This window comes from Paenibacillus dokdonensis, assembly GCF_004916975.1.
Lineage (GTDB): Bacteria > Bacillota > Bacilli > Paenibacillales > Paenibacillaceae > Paenibacillus_AQ > Paenibacillus_AQ dokdonensis.
On the sequence record NZ_STGQ01000001.1, the window covers coordinates 1,418,837 to 1,431,853 of the forward strand.

Below are 13,017 nucleotides of genomic sequence, written 5' to 3' on the forward strand. Positions count from 1 at the left end.
CGGTGGAAAAACTTCATTTCGATAACTTGCAGGAAACCTTATATACGGAAGTGATGGACAACGGGCTTCATGTCTATGTGCTGCCCAAACCGGGCTTTCAAAAAATGTATGCGACTTTTGCAACGAAATACGGTTCAGTGGATAACCATTTCCGCGTGGAGGGACAGGAAGAAATCTCAGTACCTGACGGGATCGCCCATTTCCTGGAGCATAAAATGTTCGAGGAGCCTGAAGGCGATATCTTTGCAACCTTTGCCACCAATGGGGCATCCGCCAATGCGTTTACGAGCTTTGACCAAACGGTATACCTGTTCTCCGCTACCGAGAAAATTAAAACCAATCTGGAGACACTCATTAATTTTGTGCAGAACCCTTATTTCACGGACCAGAATGTGGAGAAAGAAAAGGGGATCATCGGGCAAGAGATCAATATGTATTTGGACAATGCGGATTGGCGGGTGTACTTCGGCTTAATTGAAGCAATGTACAAAATCCATCCGGTTCATATTGATATCGCGGGCACGGTGGAATCGATCAGCACCATTACAAAAGAAACGCTATATACATGCTACAATGCATTTTATCACCCGAGTAATATGCTGCTGTTCGTCGTGGGCGGTGTGAAGCCAGAGGAAATATTCGAGCTTGTGCGCTCTAACCAGGCAGCCAAAAGCTATAAACTGCAAGGTGACATTGAACGCATTTTCGATCCGGAGAAGGTTGAAGTTGCAGAAAAACGCCACATTTCCAAATTGGCCGTATCCATGCCGAAATGCTTGTTCGGATTTAAGGAAAAGCATGTGGGAGCTACCGGAAGTGATCTGCTTCGCCGTGATTTGACGAGTAAAATTATGCTGGATCTGCTTTTTGGCTCGAGTACAGAGCTTTACCAGAAGCTGTATGACGAGGATCTGATCTCCGACAGTTTCTCGCATGAATATAACAGCTCGCCACAATATGCGTTCTCTGCAGCTGGCGGGGACACCGCGGATCCGGATAAGCTGCTGGCTAGAGTGCGTGAGGAAGTCGATAAAATCCTCCAGAACGGATTCAAGGAAGATGATTTTGAACGGGCACGCAAAAAGAAAATCGGCGGATATCTACGCATGCTCAACTCGCCGGAAAATATTGCTCATGAATTTACCCGTTATCAGTTCCGCGACAGCGATTTCTTCTCAGTAGTTGAAGTGTATGAGTCCATCACGTTAAAAGAAGTCAATGACCGGCTGCATGAGCATATTGATTGGGATCAGCTGGCGGTATCGATTGTGGTGAATCCTTAATGGTCAGCATGGGAGAGGAAAGCTTTGTAAAGGCATTACAGGATACGACTGTTTTGATCACGGGCGCGAGCAGGGGAATCGGCGCTGCAATTGCTGAGCGTTTTGCGCAGGTCGGCATGAATGTCATTATCCATTACGGCGCTTCCCATGAAGCGGCCAATGATGTAGCCCGGCGCTGTATGCAGCATGGAGCCAAGGTATTGACAGTCACAGCGGATCTTAAAGACAATCAGCAAATTCTGCGTATGCGCGATAAACTTGAAAGCCATGATCTTATGCCAGACATTCTGATTAATAACGCCGGCATCTCGCATTACGGGATGCTGGCGGATGTGACAGAAGAGCAGTGGGATGAGGTTATGTCGGTAAATTTAAAGGGTTTGTTTTTGTGTACACAAGCATTTATGCCATACATGATTTCACAGCGCTATGGCCGCATCATTAATATGTCCTCCGTGTGGGGCATCTCTGGTGCTTCTTGTGAAGTGTTGTATTCCACCACGAAGGGTGGCATAAACGCCTTTACCAAAGCATTGGCGAAGGAGCTGGCACCTTCAGGTGTGACGGTGAATGCCGTTGCCCCAGGAGCCGTCAATACGCAAATGCTTGGGCATCTCGATGCGGAGGAGAAGCGCATGCTTGAGGAGGAAATTCCTGCAGGAAGGCTGGCTACACCAGATGAAATTTCATCCCTTGTCTACTTCCTGGCTTTACCTGAATCGGGATATATAAACGGCCAGGTGATCAGCCCCAATGGGGGCTGGATTACCTGATTTTCTTGCTTCTTCCTGTTTAACGGTTGGATGAATCCGCCTTGTATAGGCTCAGGCGTTAGAGGTTATATTACAATTGTTGATTTTAAATCTCAATGCGCCACAGCCAAGGGAGGACTTATCAATGACCGTACTCAAGAATTTCGATACCTGGAAAAAGTTTCTGGGAGAGCGCGTCGTACAAGCCGAGAAAATGGGGATGAGCGAAGATACCATCGCCAGCCTCGCTTACGAAATTGGTGACTTTTTGGATGAAAAAGTAGATCCGCAAAACTTATCCAATCGCGCACTGAAAGAGTTATGGGAAGTCGGAAACAAAGAAGAGCGTCATACGATTGCCCGCTTGATGGTCAAGCTGGCGAAGAAAAATGCATAGTAGTTCAGATTGAACTAAAGAGAAGATGAATGTTGCAAATCAGGAAAAAGCCCCCATTAGGGGGCTTTTCTCTAATGGTTACAGTATTGAACTTGTTTTTCACTAGTATTTTATATATCATTAACGTGACCCAACATTATGGCAGTGTTTAATGAGCCTCTCCCGAAAGGGCTGCAGGTTTATTTTGTCGAAATACGTGGGAAAAGTTCAGATGAGGTGTCAAGGTGGAAGCTAATCAATCGAAACAAACGAAGCAATGGTATATGGAGTACAGGATACATAAGAACCGTCCGGGTCTACTCGGGGATATTGCATCTCTGCTTGGTATGCTGGAGGTTAATATATTAACGATTAACGGTGTGGAAGGTAAGACACGGGGAATGCTGCTTGAGACAAATGATGATGAGAAGATTGCCCTGATGGGGGCTATGCTGAAAAAGGTTGATAACATCACGGTTTGCGCACTTCGTGAACCTAAATTGGTCGATATTCTCGCTGTACGGCACGGGCGCTATATCGACCGCGATTCGGATGACCGAAAAACTTTTCGGTTTACCCGGGACGAGCTGGGATTACTTGTTGACTTTTTGGGTGAATTATTTAAGAAGAGTGGAAACCAGGTCATCGGTCTCCGCGGGATGCCGCGGGTCGGCAAGACAGAATCAATCATCGCAGGCAGTGTTTGCGCTATGAAGCGCTGGACGTTTGTATCCTCGACTTTGCTCCGTCAAACGGTCAGAAGCCAGCTCTCCGAAGATGAAATGAATCCGGGAAATGTCTTCATTATCGACGGGATCGTCAGTACGATCCGCTCAAACGAACGCCATTATAATTTGCTGCAGGATATTATGGGCATGCCTTGTACGAAGGTAATCGAACATCCCGATGTTTTTGTCCAGGAATCTGAATATACGTTTGATGATTTTGATATCATTGTTGAGCTTCGAAACAACCCGAATGAAGAAATCATTTATGATACTTTTACCAGTTCCTACAATGACGACATTTAAATAAAACATATAATGAGGAGGTGATGGTATGTCCGAACTGGGACAACAGTTAAGAGAAGCAAGACTGCAGAAGGGCATGAGTCTGGATGATGTTCAGGAAATGACAAAAATCCGCAAAAGATATTTGGAAGCCATCGAAGCAGGGGATTACAAGGTGCTTCCCGGCAGTTTTTACGTGAGGGCTTTTATTAAAACATACGCTGAAACGGTAGGTCTGGATCCGGATCTGCTCCTTGAGGGCCATAAGCAGGAGACGCCTCCGGAGCCGGAGCCGACGATGGAGCCGGTTATTCAGAAGCGCAGCAGCAACCGATCAACAGAACGCAATGTCAAATGGCTGCCAACGACATTAATGTGGATTTTTCCCATTCTGATTATCGTTGTTATTTATTGGTACGCAAACAATGCGACCCATACGAAATCGGTGAATGTTGATCAGTCGAAGGTAACAGACAAACAGCAGGATCCTTCAAAAACTCCGGATGTGACGAATCCGCCAGCGGATCCGGGTAAAACCGCTGAAGGTACGGATAACACGACACCGGGCGATAAAACGCCTGATGGAGGGACAGCGGGTGGAGATCAAACCACCACACCTCCGGATAACACGACTAAACCGGATGACACGACTACACCGGATAACAGCACCACGCCGCCTTCTGGGGACCAGACCGTTACAGTTCAAAAGGATGGCAAAAAGGGCAAAGATACCATCTTTAAGGTTGCCGCTGCTTCAGGTACTCCGGTGACTGTTGAAATCAAGGCTACGGGTAAGAGCTGGTTGGAAGTATATAAAGGTGAAAATATTCACGGTGAGAAGCTATCATTTGGCAACACTCAAGATGGTGATACGAAGACCTTTACTCTCGATTCTTCGGGCTTATACATTAAATCCGGATATTCGCCTGCCACAACGATTACAGTAGGGGGTCAAACCATTACAGATGGCAAATCGACATCCCGTATGGTGCTTCAAGCGGTTGATCCAGGTAGCTTGAACACTACTGGTGATCAATCAAGTGACGGTAATTCAAACAGCTCGGATAACAGCAGCTCAACAGGCAGCAACCCCTGATTTATCCCATCCGAGGATGGCGAATAAGCCTGCACCGGTAAGGAGACAATAGGACTAGCTTCAACTTAAATCCAGTCTTATCTCCAATTGAAATGAGGTGTATGGATTATGACAGTCAGCTGGATTGTGACCGGTCTCGGTATCATTGTCAGCCTTCTCGGTTATTATCTGACTCCCAATGCATGGGGGTACGGGATATTAGGCTTTGGACTTGCGCATATTGTGCTCGGAATTCTGGATATGTTCAGACAACCTGTGCATAATCGTTAAATGGCAAAACATGTTGCCCATAAAAGACATTCCTGAAGATCCGGTTTTTCTGTCAGGGATGTCTTTTTGGTGTAGCTAACTGCGTTCTGTAAAGTTTGGATTAGACTTGTCCGCAACATTTTCATATAATATGACATGAAGTTTTAAGAAAGGACGTGATGAATATGAGTTCAGAAAATTCATTCGATATCGTTTCCAAATTTGATTTGCAGGAAATGAATAATGCCATCAGTCAGGCGGAGAGGGAGATTGAGACCCGCTTTGATTTTAAAGGCAGCAAAAGCAGCCTGAAGCTGGATAAGGACGCCTTGGTCATCGTTTCAGACGATGAATACAAGCTGAATGCCGTTATTGACATTCTTCAGACAAAAATGATTAAAAGAGGACTTTCGCTTAAAAATGTGGATTACGGTAAAATCGAGCCGGCTTCCATGGGGACAGTACGTCAGCGTATTACCTTGAAGCAGGGGATTGACCAGGAAAATGCCAAGAAGATCAACGTGCTAATCCGTGACTCCAAGCTGAAGATTAAGAGTCAGATCCAAGGCGATCAGATTCGTGTTACCGGCAAGAGCAGAGATGACCTGCAGGCAATTATGCAGCTTTTACGCAAGGCAGATTTGTCACTCGATTTGCAGTTTACGAATTTGAAATCCTAGTAAAAAGAAGTTGGGTTTTTTACCGGGAATTTCGAAGGCAAAGCTGCTTGCATGTTTTTGACAGGTGATAAAACGTTATATTATACTTGTGAGGATAAGTGTAGTAAGGGACGTTTTTACATATTTTGTTCCGGTGCATTTGTGCTGACCATTGATTTTATACTTCTAGTTTGTTTTTATCCGGGGAGGGTGTACATTGAATCTGCCCAACCGTATTACCATTGCAAGAATTTGTCTGATTCCGGTCATGATGGTCTTTCTCCTGGTGGACTTTAGTTTCTATCCGGAACCTCTGGTCTGGAATTCTTACGAGCTGCCCCTGAATCAGCTGATCGCGGTATTCATTTTTATTGTGGCAGCCAGCACAGACGGTATAGACGGTTATTTGGCACGCAAGAACAACATGGTAACAAATTTGGGCAAGCTGCTTGACCCTTTGGCGGATAAGCTTCTTGTGGCAGCGGTACTGATATCTCTTGTCGAGATGGGCAAATGCGATTCATGGATCGCTGTCGTCATCATCAGCCGTGAATTTGCGGTGACTGGGCTCCGGCAGATTGCTCTTCTGGACGGCTCTGTTGTTGCGGCAAGCAAGTGGGGTAAAGCTAAGACCGTGGTTCAGATTATTGCCATTGTGTTGATGCTTATCAACAACTTCCCATTTGGAATGATCGGAGTTCCGCTTGATATCATCGCAACATGGGCGGCTGCTTTGATTACCATTTATTCAGGAATCGATTATTTTGTGAAAAACAGACATTTGCTTCGGCTAACCAATGCATAATGCATAAACGGCAATAGGGCTATCCTATTGCTTTTTCTTTCCACTACGGTTACTTGGTTGTATCCGGCCTGAAATGTGTTAATGATAGATAGACAGTAAATGCGCATAATTTAGGAGGAATGACAGCATGAAAGCGGAAATCATCGCAGTGGGAACTGAACTGCTGCTTGGGCAAATTCTGAATACGAACGCACAATATTTATCCCAGGAACTCGCGGGAATGGGGATTGATGTATATTTTCAAACGGTTGTCGGCGACAATGCGCAGCGCCTTCAGCATGCCATAGAGCATGCCGCTCAGCGGGCCGATATTTTAATTCTGACGGGCGGTATTGGTCCAACTCAGGATGATCTGACCAAAGATGCCCTTGCGGCAGCTCTGGGCCGTTCTCTTCACATTGACCGTATGGCCATGGATCATGTGGAGAAGTTCTTTGTCAACCGGGGCATTGACATGACTGAAAATAATCGGCGCCAGGCGCTTGTGATCGATGGGAGCACGCCGCTTCCGAATGAAACGGGATTGGCTGTAGGGATTGCGATTGCACAGGACGAGAAGTTTTACATCGTGCTGCCGGGCCCTCCGAAGGAAATGAAGCCGATGTTTGACGGTCAGGCTAAGCCGTGGCTACTGCAGCATGCCCTGACAAGCGAAATGCCGATCTACTCCAAAATGCTGAAGTTTGCGGGAATCGGTGAATCCCTGCTGGAGGATAAGCTCCTTGATCTGATCCAGGCTCAGAGCGATCCAACGATCGCACCTTACGCTAAAGAAGGTGAGGTATCGGTTCGCATATCGACGAAAGCCGGGAGCGAACGGGAGGCAATGGAGAAACTGGAGAAGCTGGAGTCGCAAATTCAGAAACGTCTTCCTAAGCATATGTATGCAAGCTCAGATGTGCCGATTGAGAAAATGATCGTAGATATTATGGCGGATCGTGGGATCACACTCAGCGCGGCTGAGAGCTGCACAGGCGGGCTGCTGATGGAAAGCATCACTTCTATACCGGGAAGCGCAACGATGTTTCTTGGCGGGATTGTATGCTACTCCAATCAAATGAAGGAGAAGCTCCTGCATGTGCCGCATGCGCTGCTTGAAGGTGAAGATGCACCGGGAGCCGTAAGTCATGAAGTGGCTGAAGTGCTTGCCGAGCATGTCAGAATGATTACAGACAGTGATTTTGGTCTTTCGGTAACGGGGGTGGCAGGTCCGGCATACTCTGAGCGCAAGCCTGTCGGACTGGTATATGTCGGACTCGCGGAACGCGGGAAGCAGACGGAGGTTTTTGAGCTTCGATTCAACGGGAATCGTGAAACAATCCGAATCCGCACCGTCAAAACCCTGCTCCATCATTTGTGGCTCAGATTGATTACGCATGAGCCTGAATCCTCATCAGGGGAAGTTGTACAATAACTCTGCAAAGAGGTATAATATATTTATACGGAAGAACCGTGCAAATTTGAATTTTGCTGCGGTTCTTTTCCATTCCCGGGTACTGCGGTGAAATGCCGGAAGGAGATTGATCGGGATAAAAAAACGAATGTATGTTCGAAAAAATGCTTGGCAAACGTTCCAAAACAAGGTATGATATGATTATAAACGGTGAAGGATGTGAGTTTATTGTCAGATCGTCGTGCTGCGCTGGAAATAGCGCTTCGTCAGATAGAGAAACAATTCGGTAAAGGTTCAATTATGAAGCTGGGTGAGTCAACTCACATGCAGGTGGAAGTAATTCCCAGTGGTTCCTTGGCTTTAGATATAGCATTAGGTATAGGTGGTCTTCCTAGAGGCCGTGTTGTTGAAGTGTACGGCCCGGAATCATCCGGTAAAACGACAGTGGCTCTTCATGCCATTGCTGAAGTTCAAAAGGCAGGCGGACAAGCCGCATTTATAGATGCGGAGCATGCGCTTGACCCGCTTTATGCGAGCAAGCTTGGAGTTAATATCGACGAGCTGCTGCTTTCCCAGCCGGATACGGGTGAACAGGCGTTGGAAATCGCCGAAGCGCTGGTACGCAGTGGAGCTGTAGATATTGTTGTTGTGGACTCGGTAGCTGCGCTCGTTCCGAAAGCTGAAATTGAAGGCGAAATGGGCGATTCCCACGTGGGTCTTCAAGCACGTCTGATGTCTCAGGCTCTGCGTAAGCTGTCCGGTGCAATTGCGAAATCGAAGACGATTGCAATCTTTATCAACCAGCTTCGTGAGAAGGTTGGGGTAATGTTCGGTAACCCGGAAACAACGCCTGGCGGTCGTGCCTTGAAATTCTATTCCTCCGTGCGTCTTGATGTACGCCGTATTGAGAGCATTAAGATGGGCAATGATGTCGTAGGTAACCGTACACGGATCAAGGTTGTAAAGAACAAGGTTGCGCCTCCTTTCAAACAGGCCGAAATTGATATTATGTATGGGGAAGGCATCTCCAAGCAAGGCAGCATTATCGATATCGGCACGGAACTGGATATTGTGAATAAGAGTGGTGCTTGGTACTCCTATGAAGGCGAACGCCTGGGTCAGGGCCGTGAAAATGCCAAGCAGTTTTTGAAAGAGAATACGCAGATTTCCGATGTTATTGAGAATAAAATTCGGGAAGCAAGTAATCTTACAACTACGGTTCCTTCTCCTACGTCCGGTGAACTGGCAGAAGAAGAGAAGGAAGAGCAGGAACTTCTGGAGCTTGAATAAACGTTAGCCTATTTAGAAGGCGTCCTGGGAACCTGTCCAGGGCGCCTTTTTCATTAAAAATACAATTGTCAGGGTGTGAGATCATGCAGGAAGAAGATTTGCACAGGGAGCAGGAAATGTCGGAAATCTCTAGTTTCCCTGATGATATAGACCTGATAATCACCGCTCTGGAACGCGAGCCGAAGCAGAGGGGACGTTACCTGATTTCATTTGGTGAATACGTTCTGTCCGTACATGAAGATGTGATGATTAAGTACCGGATGCTGAAAGGCAATGTTTTTACAAAACAAGAGCTTGAGGAAATTGTTCTGGCTGATGAGAAGCAGCGGGCATACGTCCAGGCGCTTAAGTACCTGGAACGAAAGCAGCGCACACGCAAGGAGCTGGAGGACCGTCTGCGGCAAAAGGAGCTTTCTCAAACGGTCATTGAACAAGCACTTCAGCGCCTGCAGCAGGAGGGCCTGATTAATGACGAGCTGTACGCGAAGCAGTGGGCTGTACAGCGGGTTTCAAGCCAGCGGAAGGGGAAAGCCTGGGTTAGGCAGGAGCTGCGTCAGAAGGGTGTCGACAAGGCGCTGATCAGTGAGGCACTCTCTGAAGTAAGTCAAGAACAGGAATATGAAAGCTGTTTAGTTGTAGGAAGAAAGAAATGGAATCAGACGCGCGGAGAAATCATGGACAGAAAGCGGAAAACGGGTTCTTTTTTAATGAGAAGAGGCTTTTCCGGCGAACAGGTGAGGAAGGTAATTAATCAATTGATTCGTGAAAATGGTGAAGCGGAAGAGGAAATGGAGCATTTTTCATTTGATTGAGGTAGAAGCTGACATATTATGAAGTGCACTCTCTTGACAATATCTTTTCACAAATACTAAAATGAATATGAATCTTGTACCGAAAAGAAACCCTTTTTCCTTCCAAGAAAGGCTCGTTTCTGTAAGATTCAGTAGCACCAATTCATATGGATAATGCCCGCCATCCGCGGGAGATAAGAATCGTTGATTTGCGATTTGTGTATGATGATGATCGTGTTGAATGAAAAACTGTAGAAAAATCCCAAGGAATACCTTGGAGGAACCAACGGGGGGGTGAAATTATGCCTACATGGGCGCTATCGATCATTCTCGTTGTTGCCGGATTGTTCTTGGGGTTCGTGGTTGGATATTTTATTCGCAAATCTCTTGCAGAAGCTAAAATTTCTAGTGCTGAACAAGCTGCATTGCATATTGTCGAAAATGCGAAGAAAGAAGCTGAAGCACAGAAAAAAGAAACGGTATTGGAAGCCAAGGATGAAATCCACAAAATCCGTACCGAAGCTGAAAAAGACACTCGTGAGCGTCGGAATGAAATTCAACGGCAGGAAAGACGATTGTTGCAGAAAGAAGAGTCGCTGGATAAAAAGATTGAATCGCTGGAACGTAAAGAAGAACAAGTGGCTAACAAAGAGAAGCGTATTGAAGAGACACAACAGCAGATTGATCTGATTTATAAAAGCCAGGTCACTGAGTTGGAACGCATCTCCAATCTTTCGATGGAGGATGCAAGAAGCATTATTTTGAGCAATGTGGAACAGGAAGTACGGCATGAAACCGCTCAAATGATCAAAGACATCGAGCAGCAAGCCAAAGAAGAAGCGGACAAGAAGGCGCGTGAAATCGTTACTCTTGCCATTCAGCGCTGCGCTGCCGACCATGTGGCTGAAACTACAGTATCTGTAGTGACGTTGCCGAACGAGGAAATGAAAGGACGGATTATCGGTCGTGAAGGTCGTAATATCCGTGCACTGGAAACCCTTACTGGTATTGATCTCATTATTGATGATACACCGGAAGCTGTTATTCTATCAGGATTTGATCCGATCCGCCGGGAAATCGCCCGTACCGCTTTGGAAAAACTGGTATCTGATGGCCGAATTCATCCGGCTCGGATTGAAGAAATGGTGGAAAAATCACGCAAAGAGGTCGATGAACGCATTCGCGAATATGGCGAACAAGCGACCTTTGAGGTGGGAGTTCACGGTCTGCATCCGGATCTGATCAAGATCCTGGGCCGTTTGAAATTCCGTACCAGCTATGGCCAGAACGTGCTGAAGCATTCCATGGAGGTTGCTTATCTCACGGGTCTGATGGCCGGAGAGCTTGGAGAAGACATTGTCCTCGCCAAACGTGCCGGTTTGTTGCATGACATCGGTAAAGCGCTGGATCATGAAGTGGAAGGATCGCACGTTGAAATTGGCGTGGAACTAGCGAAGAAGTACAAGGAACATCCGGTGGTTATCAACAGTATTGCATCACACCACGGTGATGTTGAAGCAACATCCGTAATCGCTATGCTGGTTGGCGCGGCAGATGCATTGTCCGCAGCGAGACCAGGAGCACGTCGGGAAACACTCGAAACTTATATCAAACGTCTGGAAAAGCTGGAAGAGATCTCCGAATCCTTCGAGGGTGTAGAAAAATCGTTCGCGATTCAAGCCGGACGCGAGGTTCGCGTTATGGTACAGCCTGAGAAGATTGATGATGCGGAAGCTTTCCGTCTGGCACGGGACATCACGAAAACGATCGAAAATGAACTGGATTATCCAGGACATATTAAAGTTACTGTTATTCGAGAGACCCGGGCGGTTGAATACGCTAAATAATGCTAAATATGAAAAGTGGCCGCTTCAGGGGCCACTTTTCATATTTTAGAAATCAGAAAACATAGGAGGGGAACGTTATTAACGTTTTATTTATTGGAGACATCGTAGGAAGTGTAGGGAGAAAAGCGTTAAAGGATACACTGCCTTCCCTGAAATCAAAATATAACCCGCATATCATTATTGTGAATGGAGAAAATGCCGCTTCAGGTAGGGGCATTACCGAATCCATCGCCAAGGATTTTTTTGAATGGGGCGTTCATGGGATTACGATGGGCAACCATACATGGGACAATAAGGAAATTTTTGATTTCATCGATGATGAGCCGCGGATGGTGCGTCCTGCGAACTTTCCTCCAGGCACACCGGGACTCGGACATACAGTCATCAAGGCGAATGGTAAAGAGCTCGCTATTATCAATTTGCAGGGGCGGACATTTTTACCGCCAATTGATTGTCCTTTCCGCAAAAGTGATGAAATTATAGATCAGCTGCGCAAGAAGCATAAGTGCATACTGGTTGATTTTCATGCCGAAGCAACTTCCGAGAAGATTGCAATGGGCTGGCATTTGGACGGACGCGCTTCTATCGTTGTAGGTACACATACTCATGTGCAGAGCAATGATGACACGATTTTGCCGGGTGGAACGGCTTATTTGACGGATGCTGGCATGGTCGGGCCTAAAGAAGGGATTTTGGGCATGGAACGGGAAGCCGTTCTGCGTAAATTCAAGACCCAGCTGCCTGTCCGCTTTCAGGTCGATAATGGAAAATGGCAGCTTCACGGGCTATTTGTCCAGTTGGATGATGCCACGGGTAAAGCGAAAAAGATGGAAAAAATCCGTATGCTTGAGGATGACTGGATTATGGACTAAGAATCTTCTCTTATAGGGATTGAGAAATGGAAGCATAAGACTATGGATGTATTTTTCCAGGTAAAATTGACAAAAAGAAGGAATTATTTTACCACTCACGAATAACATCTAGTATGTGGAAGCTAACCATCATCATTCCCAGGGGAGGTACTTACCATGGAAGTATTAAAAGTTTCAGCAAAGTCCAATCCAAATTCTGTTGCCGGTGCTCTAGCTGGCGTGCTTCGTGAACGTGGTGCTGCTGAACTGCAGGCAATCGGAGCGGGTGCGCTAAATCAAGCCATTAAAGCGGTTGCCATTGCCCGGGGATTTGTCGCACCAAGTGGGGTTGATCTGATCTGTATTCCAGCTTTTACGGATATTAAGATTGATGGGGAAGACCGGACCGCAATCAAGCTGATTGTGGAGCCTAGATGAGTTGATAGGCGTTCGTCGTTGTTGAAACCTGTTTATTGATATAAGCTGAATAAAGTCGATTTTTTTGAGGCAGCTAACGCCTTCTGACTTACATTCAGTTTATATGGGATAGACAGGTTTTTTTGCATCTATAGAGGTAAAATGACCGAATCATAACGAAGAAGGGAGAAATGGAAC

Annotated in this window: 14 protein-coding genes; all 14 read left to right on the top strand. The window is 46.4% G+C overall.

The window, feature by feature from the left end:
• The first annotated feature begins 2 nt into the window (after window positions 1-2).
• A complete protein-coding gene (gene yfmH / locus E6W40_RS06635) occupies window positions 3-1,283 on the top strand; it encodes an EF-P 5-aminopentanol modification-associated protein YfmH (protein ID WP_136604766.1) in 1,281 nt (426 codons plus the stop codon).
• A complete protein-coding gene (gene ymfI / locus E6W40_RS06640; protein ID WP_136604767.1) occupies window positions 1,283-2,056 on the top strand; it encodes an elongation factor P 5-aminopentanone reductase in 774 nt (257 codons plus the stop codon). The genes yfmH and ymfI overlap by 1 nt, the downstream gene beginning before the upstream one ends.
• Window positions 2,057-2,180: 124 nt before the next feature.
• Window positions 2,181-2,432 carry a DUF3243 domain-containing protein gene (locus tag E6W40_RS06645; RefSeq protein ID WP_136604768.1) on the top strand — a complete coding sequence of 84 codons (252 nt, stop codon included), beginning with the start codon at window positions 2,181-2,183 and terminating at the stop codon, window positions 2,430-2,432.
• 263 nt (window positions 2,433-2,695) lie between these two features.
• Complete coding sequence (locus E6W40_RS06650; protein ID WP_136606862.1) at window positions 2,696-3,442, top strand: DUF3388 domain-containing protein; 747 nt, start codon at window positions 2,696-2,698, stop codon at window positions 3,440-3,442.
• A 28-nt stretch (window positions 3,443-3,470) separates the two neighbouring features.
• Complete coding sequence (locus E6W40_RS06655; RefSeq protein ID WP_136604769.1) at window positions 3,471-4,517, top strand: helix-turn-helix domain-containing protein; 1,047 nt, start codon at window positions 3,471-3,473, stop codon at window positions 4,515-4,517.
• Between the two features lie 108 nt (window positions 4,518-4,625).
• A complete protein-coding gene (locus tag E6W40_RS29395) occupies window positions 4,626-4,787 on the top strand; it encodes a hypothetical protein (RefSeq protein ID WP_168928842.1) in 162 nt (53 codons plus the stop codon).
• Window positions 4,788-4,951: 164 nt separating this feature from the next.
• The gene (locus E6W40_RS06660; protein ID WP_136604770.1) at window positions 4,952-5,446 is read left to right on the top strand and encodes a YajQ family cyclic di-GMP-binding protein; all 495 of its coding nucleotides are present in this window, start codon (window positions 4,952-4,954) and stop codon (window positions 5,444-5,446) included.
• A 196-nt stretch (window positions 5,447-5,642) separates the two neighbouring features.
• A complete protein-coding gene (pgsA, locus tag E6W40_RS06665; protein ID WP_136604771.1) occupies window positions 5,643-6,230 on the top strand; it encodes a CDP-diacylglycerol--glycerol-3-phosphate 3-phosphatidyltransferase in 588 nt (195 codons plus the stop codon).
• A 127-nt stretch (window positions 6,231-6,357) separates the two neighbouring features.
• Window positions 6,358-7,644, top strand: coding sequence for a competence/damage-inducible protein A (locus E6W40_RS06670; RefSeq protein ID WP_136604772.1), 1,287 nt, complete (start codon window positions 6,358-6,360; stop codon window positions 7,642-7,644).
• A gap of 207 nt (window positions 7,645-7,851) precedes the next feature.
• Entirely contained in the window at window positions 7,852-8,913 is a 1,062-nt protein-coding gene (gene recA / locus E6W40_RS06675) for a recombinase RecA (RefSeq protein ID WP_136604773.1), read from the top strand.
• 83 nt (window positions 8,914-8,996) lie between these two features.
• Window positions 8,997-9,725 carry a regulatory protein RecX gene (locus E6W40_RS06680; RefSeq protein ID WP_136604774.1) on the top strand — a complete coding sequence of 243 codons (729 nt, stop codon included), beginning with the start codon at window positions 8,997-8,999 and terminating at the stop codon, window positions 9,723-9,725.
• Window positions 9,726-10,006: 281 nt separating this feature from the next.
• Window positions 10,007-11,551, top strand: coding sequence for a ribonuclease Y (rny, locus tag E6W40_RS06685; protein WP_136604775.1), 1,545 nt, complete (start codon window positions 10,007-10,009; stop codon window positions 11,549-11,551).
• Between the two features lie 77 nt (window positions 11,552-11,628).
• A complete protein-coding gene (locus tag E6W40_RS06690; RefSeq protein ID WP_136604776.1) occupies window positions 11,629-12,423 on the top strand; it encodes a TIGR00282 family metallophosphoesterase in 795 nt (264 codons plus the stop codon).
• 156 nt (window positions 12,424-12,579) lie between these two features.
• Window positions 12,580-12,840, top strand: a complete 261-nt coding sequence (locus E6W40_RS06695; protein ID WP_136604777.1) for a stage V sporulation protein S — start codon at window positions 12,580-12,582, stop codon at window positions 12,838-12,840.
• The last annotated feature ends 177 nt before the right edge of the window (window positions 12,841-13,017 follow it).